We start from the raw sequence: 18,230 nt of genomic DNA, 5'->3' as shown, positions 1-18,230 counted from the left end.
AGCGCGGCACGCAGAGGAGACTATATGCGACATCTACTGGCCTGCACGGCCATCGCGCCGGTTCTGGTGGCCCTGACAGCGGCGCAGGCGATGGCGGAAACGACCATCAGCACCGCGACGACGGCAGCCGTCAAGACCTCCACCATCGCCAACGGCGCGCGCGACGATATCACCATCAGTTCGGCCGGGTCGATCACCCTGACCAGCGGCACGGCGGTCACGGTCGACAGCAACAACAAAGTCTCGAACGCGGGCACCATCACCATCAACGATGCCAATAATGTCACCGGCATCCTGATCGCCCCCGGCACCAGCGGCGCGATCACCAACAGCGGCACCATCACCCTGACCGAAGACTATACCGCCACAGACAGCGACTCCGACGGCGATATCGACGGCACGTTCGCCAAGGGCACGAATAAAAAGGGCATCTGGCTGCAGGCGGGCGCCCCCCATGTCGGCGACATCACCCATAGCGGCACCATCAGCATTGAAGGCAACCAGTCGGACGGCATCCGCCTCGACGGCCCTCTGACCGGCAACCTCGCCACCAGTGGCACGATCAGCGTCACGGGCGACAACAGCAACGGCGTCCTGGTCAATGACGTCACCGGTAACGTAACCCTGCGCGGGACGACGACGGCGGTTGGCGCGAACAGCATCGGCGCAGCCTTGCTTGGCGACATCGACGGCGCACTCAAGATTCAGGGCAGCATCGCCAGCACCGGCTATCGCACGACGACCCGGCCGTCCGACGTCACCAAATTAGATGCCGACGATCTGCTTCAGGGCGGATCGGCCCTGGTGATAGCGGGCAATGTCAGCGGCGGCATCATCTTCGACGTGCCGCCCACCGCCAGCGACGATGATGATGAAGATGACACCGATATCGACGATGATGGCCTGACCGACAGCACGGAAGGCACGGCCTCGGTCATCACCTATGGCTCGGCAGCCGCCGTGCAGATCGGCGCGGCGGACAGCGACACGGACATAGGTGCGGTAGCCGCCGATACGTCGGGCTATGGCCTGATCGTCAATGGCGGCATTGGCGGCTATGGCGTTTATGACGGGGTCGCGGCCAATGGCCTGGTCATTGGCGGGCTGGGCGGCGATGTCGACATTGCCAAGGGCGTGCTGGTCGCAGGCACGGTCGCGGCCGTCTCCTACGACAGCAATGCCACCGCCCTGCGCCTGGGTTCGGGCGCGCGGGCCGATACGGTCGAAGTCAGCGGCACCGTCGGCGCAAGCGGATCGGCCAAGACGGGGACGAGCGCGCGCGGGCTCGTAATCGACGCAGGCGCATCGGTCTCGGCGATCAAGGTCAGCGGCGCTGTCACCGCATCGGCGCTCGACAATGCAAAAGGCACCGCGATCGCCATTCTCGATTCGTCGGGCACGGTATCCAGCCTGTCCAACAGCGGCCGGATCAGCGCGACCGGCGGCCTTACAAACACCGCGATTGACCTCAGCGCCAACAGCAGCGGCGTCACCCTGACGCAGGCGCTTGCCTCCGCCACGGCCACCGCGCCGCAAATCGTCGGCGATGTCCGGCTGGGGTCGGGCAATGACGTGATGACCGTGTCGGCAGGCAGCATCACCGGCAACCTCAGCCTCGGCGCTGGCAATGACAGTGTCGCCCTGTCCGGCACGTCCAGCCTGACCGGCAATGTCGCGTTCGGAACCGGCACGTCCAGCCTGACCCTGGCCAACAGCGCCAGCCTGACGGGCAATGTCGATTTCGGCGGCAGCGCCGGGACGCTCGTCCTGAACGGCACTTCGTCCCTGTCGGGGGCGATCAACAATGGCGGCAACGTCGATGTGACGCTCAATGGCGGGACGCTCAGCACTACCAGCACGGGCAGCATCGCGCTGGGTTCACTGTCGGCCAGCGGCACCTCCACCATCGGCGTTGCCATCGATGCGGCGACCGGTGCCAACACCGTCTATGACGTTGCAGGCGCGGCCAGCTTCGCCAGCGGATCGCAGGTGAAGGTACAACTCAGCCAGGTCGGCGATGCGGAAGGCGACTATGTCATCGTCCGCGCCGGATCGCTCAGCGGATCGCCGACGCTCGGCACCGCCACCCTGCTGCCCTATATGTTCAAGGGCAGCGTCGCGGGCGATGCCACGGCAGGCACCGTCACCCTCTCGATCGCAGCCAAGACCGTGACCGACCTGGGCCTCACCGGCTCGCTCGGTAGCGCCTATTCCGCCATCTTCAATGCGCTCGACAATGACGCCGATATCGCCGACGCCTATCTCGCCATCAGCGATGGCGAGACGCTGAACGCCAATCTGCGCCAGATGCTGCCCGATCATGCCGGTGGCACGTTCGAAGCAGTGACATCGGGTTCCAGAGCCACCGCGCGCATCCTGTCCGACCCCAACGGCATCTATCGTACCAAGGACGGCCGCCTCGGCTTCTGGCTGCAACAGGTCGCCTTTGGCAGCAGCAAGAGCGTGGGCAATACCGCGTCCTACGACATTAACGGTTGGGGCGCGGGCGGTGGCGCCGAATATCTGACCGATCTCGGCGCATTCGGCGGCTCCTTCGCCTATATCCATAGTAGCGATACCGGCGGCGGCACCGACAATGCCGTCGATTCCGACCAATATGAACTGGCGGCCCACTGGCGCGGCCAATGGGGACCGTTGCTGGCCTTCGCCCGCCTGTCGGCGGCGCATATCGGTTTCACCGGCACCCGCCATTTCTCCAATGGCGACGTCACCCGCACTGCCGATGGCGACTGGAACGGCAAGCTCTATTCGGCGACTGCCGGTGCCGCCTATCAGATGCAGATGGGCCGGTTCAGCCTGCGTCCGGCGCTCGGCATCGACTATTATCGCCTGTCCGAAAATGGCTATAGCGAGACCGGCGGCGGCGATGCCTTCAACCTCACGGTGCTGGACCGCACCAGCGACGAGACCACCGCCAACGGCACGGTCACGGCGGGCTATGACTTTGGCAGCCTGAACCCGGAAAATGGCTGGCTGCGGCTGGAACTGGAGGGCGGCCGCCGCCAGATCATCGGCGGATCGCTGGGCGATACGGTCGCCTATTTCAAGGATGGCGACCGCTTCACCCTGACGGCGGAAGACCGCACCAATGGCTGGACCGGCCGCGCCCGCCTCTATGGCGGCACCGAAACATTCCGCGTGGGCGGCGAATTCGGCGCGGAGGAACAACAAAATCACGTCGCCATATCGTTTAGAGCGACGGTAAACTTCGTGCTGTGACGTCCTGACTATGAAAGGACGGGCCACACCCCACAGACCCTCCCGGTCCGTCCTTTCCGATCCGGCAATATCCCTCCCCAAGGGCGCCGGATATAAAAAGAGGGGCGTCACCGCTAGACCCGGTGACGCCCCTTATTATTTTACGCTTGCCATAATTGATCACCGTACTTGAATTATCGGTTGAGAAGCCTTTAACCTCTTAAATTCAAAAGGGGGCTATTCAATGCGTTCATTACTTCTCGTCACGGCAACGATTGGGTTGTCAGCATGTGCGTCTACACCTGCGCCAAACTACACGCCTATTCGAACGCCGATCAGTTTTCCAAAACTGGCCGAAGAAACTCAGGTGTCTTTGGGCGAAGACATGCTGCGGCAGGGATTTTATACCGAAGAGGATGGAATTGAACTGGTCGCAGAAAATAATATCAAAGGATATAGGCTTAGCAAAGGATTCTATCCTCAAATTGCGGAAGACAAAGGTAGCACATATCACTCCTATCGGATGTCCTCAAACCGAGAGGGGGCAGGTTATTTACTTCAAGCCCGCGATTTACTAGGCCTGCCATTACCATTCCCGCAATCGATCCGTGTTTCGAAAACGAAACAGGAAACATGCGTTATTACTGGCGGCTTAAACGGTCCCATATGCGATACGGAACACTCGTTTGAGAGAACCCGTCAGCCAGTCCTGTCAGACCGCGACCTGCAGCAGACATTGCTCTATAGTGGTCGTGTTGGGGATCGCATCAAGATCGGATACCGAGAAAGCAGTGGCAGCATCGCTCGCCCGGCCTTCTCGAATGAGGCTGAATATGACTTATCAGCTTCTAGCGAAATCGCTTACCGAGGTGCGCGGATAAAAGTCATAACCGCTGACAATCAAAAAATTCGCTATGTCGTTTTATCGAACTTCAATACGAATTAAATAACGATATTAAGGGGCTGGCGTTAAGCCAACCCCTTCTTCACCAGTTCATTCACGACCTGCGGGTTGGCCTTGCCCTGCATTGCCTTCATCGTCTGGCCGACGAAGAAGCCGAACAGCGCTTCCTTGCCGCCCTTATATTGCGCGACCTTGTCGCCATTGTCCGCGAGAACCTTGGCCACCACCGCCTCGATCGCGCCCGTGTCCGACGTCTGCTTCATGCCGCGATCTTCCACGATCTTGGCTGGTGCATCGCCGGTTTCCAGCATGATTTCGAACACCTGCTTGGCGAGCGATCCCGACAGCGTGCCGTCGGCGACCAGCGCCAGCAATTCGGCCGCTTGTGAGGGACTGACCGGGCTTTCCTCCAGGCTTTTGCCAAGGCGGTTGAGCGCGCCATACAGGTCCGACAGCAGCCAGTTGGCCGCTGCCTTCGCGACATCGCTCTCGCTCTTCTTCTGCGCGGCGGCGCTTTGCGTCACCAGCAGTTCGAACCAGCGCGCGGTATCGGCGTCCGCCGTCAGCGTCGCCGCATTATAGGGCGAGAGGCCGAGCGCCTGCTCATAGCGCTTGCGCTTGGCATCGGGCAGTTCGGGCAGCGAGGCGCGGCATTCGGCCAGAAACGCCTCGTCCAGTTCGATCGGCAACAGGTCGGGATCGGGGAAGTAGCGATAGTCATGCGCATCTTCCTTCGACCGCATCGACCGCGTTTCGCCCCGGTCGGGATCATAGAGCCGGGTTTCCTGCACGATCTTGCCGCCCGCCTCCAGCACATCGACCTGGCGGTTCGCCTCATGCTCGACTACGGCCATGACGAAGCGGACGGAATTGACGTTCTTCGTTTCAGTGCGGGTGCCAAATTCCTCGCCGGGTTTGCGGACCGACACGTTGACGTCCGCGCGCATCGACCCCTGGTCCATATTGCCGTCGCACGACCCGACATAGCGCAGGATCGTCCGCAGCTTCGCCAGATAAGCCCCTGCCTCGGCGGGTGATCGCATGTCCGGCTTCGACACGATCTCCATCAGCGCAACGCCCGACCGGTTGAGATCGACATAAGAGCTGGTGGGATGCTGATCATGCATCAGCTTGCCCGCATCCTGTTCGACATGGATACGCTCGACGCCGATGACCTTGGTGCTGGTGTCCGGGTTCTTTTCGTCCAGCACAATCTCGATCTGCCCTTCGCCTACGATCGGGTGATAGAGCTGGCTGATCTGATAGCCCTGCGGCAGATCGGCATAGAAATAATTTTTCCGGTCGAACCGCGACCATCTGTTGATCTGCGCCTCGATCGCCATGCCGGTGCGCACCGCCTGACGGATGCACTCGCGATTGGGCACGGGCAACATACCGGGCATCGCCGCATCGACCAGGCTGACCTGCGTATTGGGTTCGGCCCCGAACGCCGTCGCGGCACCGGAAAACAGCTTGGCATTGGTGGTGATCTGGGCATGCACCTCCAGGCCGATCACGACCTCCCACTCGCCGGTTGCGCCCTGGATGCGATAGGTTGATTCAGTCATCAGTCGTCCTTTGAAGGCGTGATCAACGGCACGCCGGGAAAATAGCTGCGATAGAAACGCGGGTCACGGGTCAGGATGGTCGCGTTCAGAGACTGCGCGTGGCCACCGATCAGAAAGTCGGCGAGGATGGATTTAGCCGCCATCGGTTGCTTTCGACGACGATGAACCTGAAAGGCTTTACCCGCCAGAAATGCCCCCTCCGGCATCAAGGGTTCCACATCGATAAGCATCGCAGCCAGAAGAACGCGCAGATCATCCAATGCCTCGAACCTTGGCGCCATTTCGCCAATCACTACCGGGTTTACAAATAGATAGGCACCAAATGCGGCACGATTGATATTGGCAGCGGACCATTCGAACCAATGGGGATCACGATCCAGAACATCAATGAGAACGTTGGAGTCGACAAGGATCACGGTTCGTAATTACCCCGTATCTCCCGCATATACTCATCCGTACTCATGCCGTCAGGATTGGGATATTTCCCGGCGATCGCATTGATCGCTTCGCGCACCCGTCGGCTTCTCTCCGCTGCTTCCTCAGGGCTGAACCCCAGCGGCGCAACCACCACTTGCCCCGCTTCATTCAGCACAACCTTGTAAGGCTGCCCCGGCACCAGACCGGCGGCATCGCGCATGGCTTTGGGGATCAATATCTGACCCTTGCTCGTCATGGTTCCGGTGTCGATCTTGCTCTGCGCGTTCATTGCCCAATCTCCAGTGTTACCAAGGTAACACTTTGCAACCCGATCTTCAATCGGCGGGTGTGCTCTGCACGCGATATTCGTCAGACATTTACGCCGCCTTGATCTGATCTGTTTCAAATGTTCTAGAATCCATAACGTCCACGCCATAAATTGCTAATAGGAAGATAGCTGGAACCACTGCACCAACGCTCGGTGACAAATTCGCGGCTAGAAAGCATAACGTACCAGCGTAGAGATATTGAAATATCCAGCGGAGGCGTCGCTCGCGGCGATCCACTTCACTCAAATCTGGAACCTGAATTCTTGACCGTCGAAAATAGCTACAAAAAGACCATAGGGACAAGCAAACGAAGTACATCGTCAGTATCGATGCTGCCACAAGACCCGATCCTAAGGAAGCCGCAGCCAGAGCCAGCAAGGTATAAGATATTCCACTGAAGAATACCGTAAAGCCTAAACTAAAACCGCGATCTCCTACCCCATCGAATGCTCGATAATCATCGACAAAATTTTTCGTATTCCAGAGAAACAGATTAACGGCGACCCATGCTGAAAGAAAATCTAGCGAACCTGGGTTCAATCGTGATTTTAAAGCCATTGTCCCCAAAGACTGCGCCCCGCATATGTAAACGCTGGCCGCAAGTGCTCCATTAAGAACCTGAGGTATCTTAATGGTAGGATTATTGCTTACCACCACTTGTCCGGCCGCGCCACAAACCCCGCCCGTTCCTCGATCGCCAACCCCGCGTTCAGCACCGTCTGTTCGTCCAGCGCCTTGCCGATGATCTGCAAGCCCAACGGCAAGCCCTGACTATCCACGCCACCGGGCACAGACATGGCGGGCAATCCCGCCAGCGACGCGGGCACGGTGAAGACGTCGTTCAGATACATGGCCAGCGGATCGGCCTGCTTCTCGCCCAGCGTGAAGGCCGCGCTCGGCGCGGTCGGGGTCAGCAGCAGGTCGCATTGCTCGAAGGCCAGATCGAAATCGCGCGCGATCAGCGCCCGGACCTTCTGCGCCTGCGTATAATAAGCGTCATAGAAACCCGCCGACAGCACATAGGTGCCGATCATGATGCGGCGCTTGACCTCCGGCCCGAACCCGGCGGCGCGGGTGGCGGCATACATGTCCTGCAAGCCTGCGCCATCGGGCAGGTCGCGCTGGCCATAGCGCACGCCGTCATAGCGGGCGAGGTTGGACGAGGCTTCGGCGGGCGCGATGATATAATAGGTCGGCAGCGCATATTTGGTATGCGGCAACGACACTTCGACCACAGTCGCGCCAGCGTCCTTGAGCCAGGCAATCCCCTGATCCCACAGCGCGGCGATTTCCGCGTTCAGGCCATCGGGGCGATATTCCTTGGGAATACCGACCGTCTTGCCCTTGAGATTGCTGGACAATCCCGCTTCCCACTGCGGCACCGGCAGGTCGAGCGAGGTCGAATCCTTGGGATCGAACCCGGCCATCACCTCCAGCAGCAACGCATTGTCGCGCACGGTCCGCGCCATCGGCCCGGCCTGATCGAGCGACGAGGCAAAAGCGACGATGCCCCAGCGCGAGCAGCGGCCATAGGTCGGCTTGATGCCGCTGATGCCGGTAAAGGCGGCGGGCTGGCGGATCGAGCCGCCGGTATCGGTCCCGGTCGCCGCCGGGCATAGCCGCGCCGCGATCGCGGACGACGAACCGCCCGACGAACCGCCGGGGGCCAGGGCCGAATTGTCGCCACCGTCCCGCTTCCACGGGCTGATGACGTTACCATAATAGCTGGTCTCGTTGGACGATCCCATGGCGAACTGGTCGAGGTTCAGCTTGCCCAGCATCCCCGCGCCCGCATCCCACAGCTTGGCGGACACGGTCGACTCGTAAGTCGGCACGAACCCTTCGAGCATGTGGCTGGCCGCCGTGGTCTGCACGCCCTGCGTGCAGAAGAGATCCTTCATGCCGATCGGCACGCCCGACAGCGGCTTCACGTCGCCCGCCGCCAGCGCCTTGTCAGCGGCATCGGCGGCTTCGAGCGCCTTTTCCGGGGTCTCGACGATGAAGGCGTTGAGCGCCTTGGCTGCCGCAACATTGGCGTTGAAGCCCTCGGCGACTTCGCGCGCGGAAAAATCGCCTGCGCGGAACCCGTCGCGGATTTCGGCTACGGTAAGGTCTGTAAGATCAGTCAAAATCTTTATCCCGTTCGGGCTGAGCGAAGTCGAAGCATTCTGCTGAACGAAGCGAAGCAGCCTCCCTCCGGTCGGCAAAGCCCTTCGACAGGCTCAGGGCGAACGGGGGAGTGATACGCATCACTCTATAACTTTCGGCACCGCAAAAAATCCGTGTTCGGCCTGGGGCGCGTTCGCCAGAACCTTGTCGCGAACATTGCCGTCGGTCACGACGTCGTTGCGCAGGCGCTGGTGATTGGGGATGACGGCAGTCATCGGCTCGACGCCGCTGACGTCCACCTCACCCAATTGCTCCACCCAGCCAAGGATGTTGTTGAGTTCGGGCACCATCGCCTCGGCTTCGGCATCGCTCACCGAAATGCGCGAGAGGCTGGCGATCTTTTTTACGGTCTGAAGGTCTATCGACATGGGCCATGCCGCTACCACCCGCTTCCCTCCGCTTCAAGCCGGTTTCGCGCCTCTTGCGCACGCCGGTAGCATGCGTAAGACAGGGGCGCGCAAATGGGGGCTGCGTCGCCCTTGCAAATCGGAGAGCATGGGTGGCCCGCAAATTTCTCTATGTCATCGCAACCCTTGTGGTTCTGGTGATCGCGGCGTTGGCCATCTATGCGATCTGGGGCATGCAATTGATCCGCGCGGTGATGGTGCCACGCGAAGACTTTACCGAACTCGCGCCGCTGCCCGCCAATGCCTATGCCGACCCCAAAATGTGGGTCGCCCGCCCGGACATCACGCAGAATAACCCGGCGCTGTGGACGCCCGCAGGCGTCACGCTTCCCGCGACGCTGCCCAAGGCCGCGATCTTCTTCATCCACCCGACCAGCTATATCACGACCTTTGGCGACGCCCATTGGAATGCCGCGCTGGGCGAGAAGGAAGCCGACGCCACCGCCCGCCGCTTCGTGATGAGCCAAGCCAGCGCCTTCAACGCGGCCGGCACCGTCTGGGCACCACGCTATCGCCAGGCCAATTATGGGGCATTCCTGACCGACAAGCCCGCCGGTGACAAGGCACTGGCCGCCGCCTATCGCGACGTTGCCCAGGCCTTTGCCACCTTCCTCGCGGCCAACCCGACAGGCCCGTTGATGCTGGCGGGGCATAGCCAGGGGTCACGCCATTTGATGCAATTGCTGCGCGAGGAAGTCGCGGGCAAGCCGGTGGCCGATCGGGTGGCGGCGGTCTATGCCGTCGGCTGGCCCGTCTCGGTGGAGGCCGATCTGCCCGCGCTCGGCCTGCCTGCCTGCGCCCGCGCGGCCCAGTCCCATTGCATCGTCAGCTGGCAAAGCTATGCCGAACCCGCCGACCCGTCCGCCGTGGTCGAAAGTTTCGAGCGCAAGACCGGCTATACCGGCAAGCCCCGCAAGGGCACGCACATGCTCTGCACCAACCCCATCACCGGCGCGTTCAACGGCGCGGCCCCGGCCAGCGCCAACAAGGGCACGCTCGACGCGCGCGAGCAGGGCCAGCCGCCCAAGCTGCTGACCGGCATCGTCCCCGCGCGCTGCGACACCAGCGGCGTGCTGATGATCGGCGAGCCGGTTGACATGGGGCCGTTCACCCTGCCCGGCAATAATTATCATGTCTATGATTACAGCCTGTTCTGGGGCAATGTCCGCGCCGATGCGCAACAAAGGCTCGCCGCCTTTCAGAAGAAGTGACAGCCCGATAACATGCCATTGGTAACGACGGATCGCGTCGCCTTTCGCGAGGCTTTGCCCGAAGGCGGCCGCCTGGTCGGCATGGATGTCGGCACCAAGACCATCGGCCTTGCGCTATGCGACGCGCGCTGGTCGATCGCCAGCCCGGCCCACACCATCACACGCAGCAAATTCAGCAAGGACAAGCTATTGCTGGCCGCCTTCATCACGCAGCAGCAGGTCAAGGGCATCGTCATCGGCCTGCCGCTCAACCTCGACGGCACCGGCAGCCCGCGCAGCCAGTCGAGCCGCGCCTTCGCGCATAATCTGGCGGATTTCGGCCTGCCTATTCTGATGTGGGATGAGCGCTGGTCAACCCAGGCGGTCACCCGCACGTTGATCGAGGCCGATGCCAGCCGCGCTCGCCGTGACGTGCTGGTCGACAAGCTGGCGGCGAGCTATATCCTGCAGGGTGCCATCGACGGGCTGGTCGCCGGGCTGGAATAGCTCACCCCTCGAACGCCGCGATGATCGGGCATGGCCCCTCGTCCGAGGCATGGCATTGCCGCGCCAACCGCTCCAGTGCCGCGCGCGCCGCCTGCATCTCGGCGATCTTCGCGTCCAGCGCCGCGATCCGTTCCGACGCCAATTCCCGCGCCCGCCCCCGATCCTGCCCGGCATCCAGATGCAGCAATTCGCCGATCTGCTCCAGCGTGAACCCCGCCCGCTGCGCGCCGCGAATGAAGCCCAGCCGCCGCGCGTCCGCCGCGTCGTAGCGCCGGATGCCCGCGCCCCGCTCCGGCGTGGCGAGCAGGCCACGCCGCTGATAATAGCGCACCGTCTCCACCCCGACCCCGCTGCTGCGCGCGAGTGCAGAAATCGTCATGCTCATCCCTTGACTCCGTACCATGGTCCGCACCCTATATGGGTGGCATGCCCCCTTTGCCCAAGGATATGCCGTCATGACCCAAGCTCGATCCGCCGCCATCTACCGCATGGTGATGCCCGACCATATCTGTCCCTATGGTATCAAGGCACGTTGGCTGCTCAAGCGACGCGGCTACCAGGTCGAGGATCATTGGCTCACCAGCCGCGCCGAAACCGATGCGTTCAAGGCGACGCATGACGTCAAGACCACGCCGCAAATCTTCATCGATGGCCAGCGGATCGGCGGCCATGACGATCTGCGCCGCTTCCTTGGCCTCAAGCTGCGCGATCCCGATGCGACCAGCTATGTGCCCGTTCTCGCCGTGTTCGCGGTGGCCGCGCTGCTGGCGCTGGCGGTCAACTGGCTGACCTTCGCCCCGCTCATCGCCTTCGTCACGGTCGAACGCTTCATCGCCATCGCCATGATGCTGCTCGCCATGCTGAAATTGCAAGATGTCGATCGGTTCGCGACGATGTTCCTGAACTATGACCTGCTTGCCCGCCGCCTGCCACCCTATGGCCGCGCCTACCCGTTCCTGGAACTGGGCGCCGGCGTGCTGATGCTCACGCGCACGCTGAACTGGCTGTCGATCCCGGTCGCGCTCGCCATCGGCGGCATCGGGGCGGTGTCGGTGTTCAAGGCCGTCTATCTCGAAAAGCGCACGCTCAAATGCGCCTGCGTCGGCGGCAGCAGCAACGTCCCGCTCGGCTTCGTGTCGCTCACCGAAAATGTGATGATGGTGGCGATGGCAGTATGGATGACGGCAGGCATCCATTAAATAAAAAACGCGGATGCTGACAAGCATCCGTTAAACAAAAAGCGCGGATGCTGACAAGCATCCATTAAACAAAAAGCGCGGATGACGGCAGGCATCCATTGAACATACTACTGAGGCGCAGGGCCTTACCGACCTCAGTCGACAACCCAATCGGCCGACGCGATCCCCTGCGCATAGAGCAGCACCGACAGGTCGCCATGGACGATCTCGGCGGCGGCGGCGGCGCGCGTCACCGGCTTGGCATGATAGGCAACGCCCAGCCCCGCCCCTTCGATCATCGGAATATCGTTCGCGCCGTCGCCCACCGCCAGGGTCAGGGCGCGATCGATACCGCCCGCGATGGCCGCTTCCAGTTCCACCCGCTTGCGCGCCGCATCGACGATCGGGCGGGTAACGCTGCCCAGCAGTGCGCCGTCGGCAATCTCCAGCACATTGGCGACATGCATGTCGAAGCCGATCTCGGCCGCCACCGGCCCTGTAAAGCGGGTGAAGCCACCCGACACGAGCAGCGTACGCGCGCCCCGCGCCTTCATCGTGCGGACCAGCGCCTTCGCGCCGCCCATGATGACGACCCGCTCCTGCCGACACTGATCGATGGCGCTGTCAGGCAAGCCCTTGAGCAACGCGACGCGGCCATGCAGCGCGCCTTCGAAATCCAGTTCCCCGCGCATCGCCCGCTCGGTGATCTCGGCGATCTGCGGCTTGATCCCGGCATAGTCGGCCAATTCGTCGATGCACTCGACGGTGATCATGGTCGAATCCATGTCGGCGATCAGCAGCGCCTTGGCCCGCCCCTCGACCGGCTGGACGATCACGTCGATGTCCTGCCCGACATCGGCGAGCGCCGCGCGCGCCGCCACAGGATCAACGGCGAAGAACAGGTCCGCAGCCTTGTCGCGGTCGAGCCACAGGCTCTGCCCAGGCTGGCACCCCGCCTGCGCCAGCCGATCGACGGCCGCCGCAATATCCCCCTGCCCGATCGAGCCACTTGCCACTAAGGTCGCGACGAACATGAACACTCCTGACACACAGCAGGGCGAATCCCGCCCACGGGTCGCGCTTATTGCCGGGCCGACCGCCAGCGGCAAGAGCGCGTTGGCCATTGCCCTTGCCAAAGCCACAGGCGGCATCGTCATCAACGCCGATGCGAGCCAGGTCTATGCCGACCTCGCCATCCTGTCCGCACGACCAAGCGCGGACGAGATGGGCGATGTGCCCCACCGGCTGTTCGGCCATATCGACGGGGCACAGGCCTGCACTGCGCCGCGCTGGGCGGCCGAGGCGAAGGCGCAGATCGCCGCCGCGCAGGAACAGGGCCGCCTGCCCATCCTGGTCGGTGGCACGGGCCTCTATATCCGCACCCTGCTCGACGGCATCGCGCCAGTGCCGGACATCGACCCGGACATACGCGCGACGGTGCGCGCCTTGCCTGTCGCAGAAGCCCACTCCGCCCTGACCCAAGAAGACCCGGAAGCCGCCACTCGCCTGGCACCCGCCGACACCACCCGCGTCGCCCGCGCGCTGGAAGTGGTACGTTCCACCGGCAAACCGTTGAAACAGTGGCAGCAGCATAAGCGCGGGGGCATCGCCGACCAGATCACCCTCGCCCCCATGATCCTGCGCCCGCCGCGCGACTGGCTGATCGCGCGGTGCGACCGGCGTTTCGTACAGATGATCGACGCGGGCGCGATCGAGGAGGTCGAGGCGCTGCTCGCCCGCCACCTTCACCCCGACCTGCCGGTGATGCGCGCGATCGGCGTGCCCGAAATCCGCGCCTGGCTGGGCGGCGAGATCGACCGGGAAACGATGATCGAACGCGGCGCGCTCGCCACCCGCCAATATGCCAAGCGCCAATATACCTGGTTCACCAACCAGCCCCCGGCGCATTGGCCGCGCGAAACACGAGAAATTGATAACAATCTGATCGATAAATTAGCAATTAAATTACAACAATAGAGCTTGACCCGTCATTTTATGTCCATTAGAGGCGGCCACCTTGCTATCGCAGGTCCGCTGTCGCAAAGGACGGGGCTTGCATCATATGAGAAGGATTTATCGTGGCCGAAAAGAGCGGCGCGGACATATTGGTTGAATGCCTGATCGATCTCGGTGTCGAGGTCGTGTTCGGCTATCCCGGCGGCGCGGTGCTGCCCATTTATGACGCGCTCTACAATCACCCCACGATCAAGCATGTGCTGGTCCGCCACGAACAGGGTGCGACCCACATGGCGGAGGGCTATGCCCGCTCGACCGGCAAGCCTGGCGTCGTTCTGGTCACCTCCGGCCCCGGCGCGACCAATGCCGTCACCGGCATCACCGACGCGCTGATGGATTCGATCCCGATGGTCGTCATCACGGGTCAGGTGCCAACGCAACTGATCGGCACCGATGCGTTCCAGGAAGCCGATACCGTCGGCATCACGCGGCACTGCACCAAGCATAATTATCTGGTGAAAGACCCCGGCAAGCTGGCGGGCGTCGTTCATGAGGCGTTTCACATCGCCACCACCGGTCGCCCCGGCCCGGTCGTCATCGACATTCCCAAAAATGTCCAGATCGCGACCGCACCCTATAAGCGTCCCGAACCGGTCCAGCATGCCAGCTACCGTCCGCAGATCAAGGCGGACGCGGCGGGCATCGACGCGGCCGTTGAAATGCTGGCCGCGGCCGAGCGCCCCATCTTCTACACCGGCGGCGGCGTCATCAACTCCGGCCCGCAGGCCAGCGCTTTGTTGCGCGAACTCGCCACGCTCACCGGCGCGCCCGTCACCTCGACCCTGATGGGCCTGGGCGCCTTCCCCGCATCGTCCGACCAGTGGCTCGGCATGTTGGGGATGCACGGCACCTATGAAGCCAATTGGGCGATGAACCAGGCGGACCTGATCCTGTGCGTCGGCGCACGTTTCGATGATCGCGTCACCGGCCGCCTCGATGCCTTCGCGCCCAACAGCCGCAAGGTCCATATCGATATCGACCGCAGCTCGATCAACAAGATCGTCGATGTCGATGTCGCCATCCAGGCCGACGTCGCCAGCGCACTCGACGACATGATCGCCCTGTGGAAGCAGCGCGGCCATGAACAGGCCGACCTGTCGGCATGGTGGGACCGGATCGCGGAATGGCGGACGAAAAAGTCGCTCGCCTATGTTGAAAACGGCACCGAAATCATGCCCCAGCGCGCGATCGCGGACCTCTACACAGCCTGCCAGGCGACCGGCAAGGATGTCATCATCACCACCGAAGTCGGCCAGCATCAAATGTGGGCGGCGCAGCATTTCGGCTTCGAAGCCCCCAACAAATGGCTGACCTCCGGCGGCTTGGGCACGATGGGCTATGGCTTTCCCGCCGCCATCGGCGCGCAGATGGGTAATCCCGACAGCCTCGCCATCTGCATCGCGGGCGACGCCTCGGTGCAGATGAACATTCAGGAAATGGGCACCGCCAGCCAATATCGCCTGCCGGTCAAGCTATTCATCCTGAACAATGAATATATGGGCATGGTCCGCCAGTGGCAGGAACTGACCTATGAAAGCCGCTATTCCAACAGCTATTCGGACAGCCTGCCCGATTTCGTGAAGCTGGGCGAGGCCTATGGCTGGACCGGCATCCGCATTGAACAGCCGGGCGATCTGGAAGCGGGCATCCGCCAGATGCTGGAAACGCCAGGGCCGGTGATCGTCGATTGCCGCGTCGCCAAACTGTCCAACTGCTTCCCGATGATCCCGTCGGGCGCGGCGCATACCGAAATGATGCTCGATCCCAACCAGATCGCGGGCATCATGTCGGACGAGGCGAAAGCCTTAGTATGAGGATGGGGGCGTGACGCAGCACCTCCAGCTGCGCGTCCATGTCAGCGAACCGTGGGATTTCGAGCGGATCGCGGGCACGGCCGAGCTGTCGGGCTGGACCATCGACCATGCCGACCCGGCCAATGACGAATGGGTCGTGCATCTGGACGAAGGGTTCGACTTTCACGAGCGGCATATCGGCACGCTGCTGGTCGGTCCCCGCTATGTCGGCGAACATCTCCACCGGATGTTCGATGCGGTGGCGGGCCTGCCCGTCCGCGTCGCCCACCGGCAGGATGATGGCTGGCATTATGCCTTTACGGCGATGATTTCGGAACGGGCAGATCCCAGTGACGCCCATGACGATAGGAATGACGGGACAAGCATGTGATGCATATCCAGGAAGAATTGAACCAGCGGCATGTCCTGTCGCTGACCGTTTCGAACGAAGCCGGCATATTGGCGCGCATCGCGGGCCTGTTCACCGCGCGCGGCTATAATATCGACAGCCTGACCGTGGCGGACATTACCGACGATCACAGCGTCAGCCGCATCACCATCGTCACCAACGGCCCGCCCAAGGTGATCGACCAGATCATTGCCCAGCTCGACCGTCTGGTGCCCGTCCACAAGGTCACCGACCTGACCGAAGTCGGCCCCTTCGTCGAGCGCGAACTGGCACTGGTCAAGGTCAAGGGCACGGGCGAAGACCGGATCGAAGCGCTGCGCCTGGCCGACGTGTTCCGCGCCAAGGTGGTCGACACGACGATCGAAAGCTTCATTTTCGAAATCACCGGCACCACCGACAAGATCGACAATTTCGTCGGGCTGATGCGCCAGATCGGCCTGGTCGAAGTCGGCCGCACCGGCGTCGTCGGCCTGATCCGGGGCAAAGAGCCGGTGTAACCACTTCCCCTCTCCCCGGCGGGGAGAGGGTTGCGCAGACTTGGCAGCTTGCTGCCTAGTCGAAGCTGGGAGAGGGGGCACGACGTTTCAGCGTCCCCACCCCCGCTCCAACTTCATCTAGGCCCGGCCGCGCCGAGCCAAGATTTCATATCCTCTCCCCGGCGGGGCGAGGAGATACGTTCGAGGGAAGAGACAGTCATGAAGGTTTATTACGATCACGATGCGGACATCGGCCTGATCAAGGGCAAGAAGGTCGCCATCCTGGGCTATGGTTCGCAGGGTCATGCCCATGCGCAGAATCTGCGCGACAGCGGCGTTACCGAAGTCGCCATCGCGCTGCGCGCCGGTTCCGCCTCCGCCAAGAAGGCCGAGGGCGCAGGCTTCAAGGTCATGCCGAACGCGGAAGCCGCCGCCTGGGCCGACGTGTTCATGATCCTGGCCCCCGACGAGCATCAGGCCGCCATTTATGCCAACGACGTCCACGCCAATCTGCGCCCCGGCGCGGCGCTGGCCTTTGCCCATGGCCTCAACGTCCATTTCGGCCTGATCGAGCCGCGCAAGGACGTGGACGTCATCATGATCGCGCCCAAGGGTCCGGGTCACACCGTTCGCGGTGAATATGTGAAGGGCGGCGGCGTCCCCTGCCTGATCGCCATCCATCAGGATTCAACCGGCAACGCGCATGACATCGCCCTGTCCTACGCCAGCGGCGTCGGCGGCGGTCGCAGCGGCATCATCGAAACCAATTTCCGCGAAGAATGCGAAACCGACCTGTTCGGCGAGCAGGCGGTCCTCTGCGGCGGCGCGACCGCGCTGGTCCAGGCCGGGTTCGAAACGCTGGTCGAAGCGGGCTATGCCCCTGAAATGGCCTATTTCGAATGCCTGCACGAACTCAAGCTGATCGTCGACCTGATGTATGAAGGCGGCATCGCCAACATGCGCTATTCGATCTCGAACACCGCCGAATATGGCGATATCAAGACCGGCCCGCGCATCATCACCGAAGAAACCAAGAAGGAAATGAAGCGCGTCCTGGCCGACATCCAGTCGGGCCGCTTCGTCAAGGACTTCGTCCTCGACAACCGTGCCGGTCAGCCCGAACTCAAGGCCAGCCGCATCGCCGCCCAGCGCCACCCGATCGAGGAAACCGGCGCCAAGCTGCGCGCGATGATGCCCTGGATCGGTGCCAACAAGCTGGTGGATCAGGAAAAGAACTGATTGTCGCCTCCTCCCTTCGACGAGGCCGGAAGGCGCGTTCGAAGGGAGGGGGATGATCAGCGATGGACCGACAGGATCGGCTCCTTTCTATTGCAGGATGCGCGCGATCATAGGCATGGCCTTGCGCAGGCGCACGCCATCGCAGTCCGGCTCGCCGCAGGTGCAGGCTTCGAGCGTATAGCGGACACCGCACATGACCAGCGTATCGCGGTCAAAGCTATAGTTGGAAATGCCCGCGCGCTCGACTTTTTCCTGGGCCATGGCCTTGAGAGACATGCGAGTCCTACCTTCTTGTTAGGCGTCGATAGTTGATGCTGCGGTGCACAATGTCAATTAATCGACATTGGTTCCGACACTATTTGTCATAATATTGTCTTGCGAATGCCACGGCTCGACGTAGCGCAGGCAC

At 62.3% G+C, this 18,230-nt stretch carries 19 protein-coding genes; 10 read left to right on the top strand and 9 right to left on the bottom strand.

Annotation, left to right across the window (positions count from 1 at the left end):
- Nucleotides 1–24: 24 nt before the first annotated feature.
- Together BSY17_RS17470 and BSY17_RS21390 are read left to right on the top strand one after the other, a co-directional pair.
- Nucleotides 25–3,240 (top strand): autotransporter outer membrane beta-barrel domain-containing protein, encoded by a 3,216-nt coding sequence (locus tag BSY17_RS17470; protein ID WP_069066403.1) that lies wholly within the window; start codon nucleotides 25–27, stop codon nucleotides 3,238–3,240.
- 223 nt (nucleotides 3,241–3,463) lie between these two features.
- Complete coding sequence (locus tag BSY17_RS21390; RefSeq protein WP_150125811.1) at nucleotides 3,464–4,165, top strand: hypothetical protein; 702 nt, start codon at nucleotides 3,464–3,466, stop codon at nucleotides 4,163–4,165.
- Between the two features lie 23 nt (nucleotides 4,166–4,188).
- Here BSY17_RS21390 and gatB read toward each other — a convergent pair whose 3' ends face one another.
- From gatB to gatC, 6 genes are all read right to left on the bottom strand, one after another.
- Nucleotides 4,189–5,691, bottom strand: a complete 1,503-nt coding sequence (gatB, locus tag BSY17_RS17465) for an Asp-tRNA(Asn)/Glu-tRNA(Gln) amidotransferase subunit GatB (protein WP_069066402.1) — start codon at nucleotides 5,689–5,691, stop codon at nucleotides 4,189–4,191.
- Entirely contained in the window at nucleotides 5,691–6,107 is a 417-nt protein-coding gene (locus BSY17_RS17460; RefSeq protein WP_037477349.1) for a type II toxin-antitoxin system VapC family toxin, read from the bottom strand. Before BSY17_RS17460 ends, gatB begins: the two co-directional genes overlap by 1 nt.
- A complete protein-coding gene (locus BSY17_RS17455; RefSeq protein WP_037477348.1) occupies nucleotides 6,104–6,397 on the bottom strand; it encodes an AbrB/MazE/SpoVT family DNA-binding domain-containing protein in 294 nt (97 codons plus the stop codon). The genes BSY17_RS17460 and BSY17_RS17455 overlap by 4 nt, the downstream gene beginning before the upstream one ends.
- Before the next feature lie 88 nt (nucleotides 6,398–6,485).
- Entirely contained in the window at nucleotides 6,486–6,995 is a 510-nt protein-coding gene (locus BSY17_RS21385; protein WP_171899262.1) for a hypothetical protein, read from the bottom strand.
- 89 nt (nucleotides 6,996–7,084) lie between these two features.
- Complete coding sequence (gene gatA, locus BSY17_RS17450; protein ID WP_069066401.1) at nucleotides 7,085–8,566, bottom strand: Asp-tRNA(Asn)/Glu-tRNA(Gln) amidotransferase subunit GatA; 1,482 nt, start codon at nucleotides 8,564–8,566, stop codon at nucleotides 7,085–7,087.
- Nucleotides 8,567–8,686: 120 nt separating this feature from the next.
- Nucleotides 8,687–8,974, bottom strand: coding sequence for an Asp-tRNA(Asn)/Glu-tRNA(Gln) amidotransferase subunit GatC (gatC, locus tag BSY17_RS17445; RefSeq protein WP_069066400.1), 288 nt, complete (start codon nucleotides 8,972–8,974; stop codon nucleotides 8,687–8,689).
- A gap of 131 nt (nucleotides 8,975–9,105) precedes the next feature.
- On the opposite strand from gatC, the gene BSY17_RS17440 reads away from it, so the two are divergent.
- Entirely contained in the window at nucleotides 9,106–10,224 is a 1,119-nt protein-coding gene (locus BSY17_RS17440; RefSeq protein ID WP_069066399.1) for a DUF3089 domain-containing protein, read from the top strand.
- Nucleotides 10,225–10,236: 12 nt separating this feature from the next.
- On the top strand, nucleotides 10,237–10,710 hold the full coding sequence (ruvX, locus tag BSY17_RS17435; protein WP_069066398.1) for a Holliday junction resolvase RuvX: 474 nt from the start codon (nucleotides 10,237–10,239) through the stop codon (nucleotides 10,708–10,710).
- A gap of 1 nt (nucleotide 10,711) precedes the next feature.
- On the opposite strand, the gene BSY17_RS17430 is transcribed toward ruvX, so the two are convergent.
- The gene (locus BSY17_RS17430) at nucleotides 10,712–11,095 is read right to left on the bottom strand and encodes a MerR family transcriptional regulator (protein WP_069066397.1); all 384 of its coding nucleotides are present in this window, start codon (nucleotides 11,093–11,095) and stop codon (nucleotides 10,712–10,714) included.
- 70 nt (nucleotides 11,096–11,165) lie between these two features.
- Here BSY17_RS17430 and BSY17_RS17425 point away from each other — a divergent pair, with 70 nt between their 5' ends.
- The gene (locus BSY17_RS17425; protein ID WP_069067056.1) at nucleotides 11,166–11,909 is read left to right on the top strand and encodes a glutaredoxin family protein; all 744 of its coding nucleotides are present in this window, start codon (nucleotides 11,166–11,168) and stop codon (nucleotides 11,907–11,909) included.
- 134 nt (nucleotides 11,910–12,043) lie between these two features.
- Here BSY17_RS17425 and serB read toward each other — a convergent pair whose 3' ends face one another.
- Nucleotides 12,044–12,922, bottom strand: coding sequence for a phosphoserine phosphatase SerB (gene serB / locus BSY17_RS17420; protein ID WP_069066396.1), 879 nt, complete (start codon nucleotides 12,920–12,922; stop codon nucleotides 12,044–12,046).
- Here serB and miaA point away from each other — a divergent pair.
- The 5 genes from miaA (at nucleotide 12,921) to ilvC (ending at nucleotide 17,821) form a co-directional block, all read left to right on the top strand.
- Complete coding sequence (gene miaA, locus BSY17_RS17415; protein ID WP_069066395.1) at nucleotides 12,921–13,865, top strand: tRNA (adenosine(37)-N6)-dimethylallyltransferase MiaA; 945 nt, start codon at nucleotides 12,921–12,923, stop codon at nucleotides 13,863–13,865. The two genes, serB and miaA, sit on opposite strands and share 2 nt — an antisense overlap.
- Before the next feature lie 101 nt (nucleotides 13,866–13,966).
- A complete protein-coding gene (locus BSY17_RS17410; protein WP_069066394.1) occupies nucleotides 13,967–15,718 on the top strand; it encodes an acetolactate synthase 3 large subunit in 1,752 nt (583 codons plus the stop codon).
- Between the two features lie 10 nt (nucleotides 15,719–15,728).
- The gene (locus tag BSY17_RS17405) at nucleotides 15,729–16,088 is read left to right on the top strand and encodes a hypothetical protein (RefSeq protein WP_037479802.1); all 360 of its coding nucleotides are present in this window, start codon (nucleotides 15,729–15,731) and stop codon (nucleotides 16,086–16,088) included.
- Nucleotides 16,088–16,603, top strand: coding sequence for an acetolactate synthase small subunit (gene ilvN, locus BSY17_RS17400; RefSeq protein ID WP_037479805.1), 516 nt, complete (start codon nucleotides 16,088–16,090; stop codon nucleotides 16,601–16,603). Before BSY17_RS17405 ends, ilvN begins: the two co-directional genes overlap by 1 nt.
- Nucleotides 16,604–16,801: 198 nt before the next feature.
- On the top strand, nucleotides 16,802–17,821 hold the full coding sequence (gene ilvC, locus BSY17_RS17395) for a ketol-acid reductoisomerase (RefSeq protein WP_037479808.1): 1,020 nt from the start codon (nucleotides 16,802–16,804) through the stop codon (nucleotides 17,819–17,821).
- An 87-nt stretch (nucleotides 17,822–17,908) separates the two neighbouring features.
- Here the strand turns inward: ilvC and BSY17_RS17390 are convergent, their stop codons facing one another.
- Complete coding sequence (locus BSY17_RS17390) at nucleotides 17,909–18,097, bottom strand: hypothetical protein (RefSeq protein ID WP_037479811.1); 189 nt, start codon at nucleotides 18,095–18,097, stop codon at nucleotides 17,909–17,911.
- Nucleotides 18,098–18,230 lie beyond the last annotated feature (133 nt).

It is taken from the genome of Sphingobium sp. RAC03 (assembly GCF_001713415.1).
Taxonomy (GTDB): domain Bacteria; phylum Pseudomonadota; class Alphaproteobacteria; order Sphingomonadales; family Sphingomonadaceae; genus Sphingobium.
The sequence above is the reverse complement of the archived record's forward strand: the minus strand, read 5'-3'. Positions and strand labels throughout refer to the sequence as shown.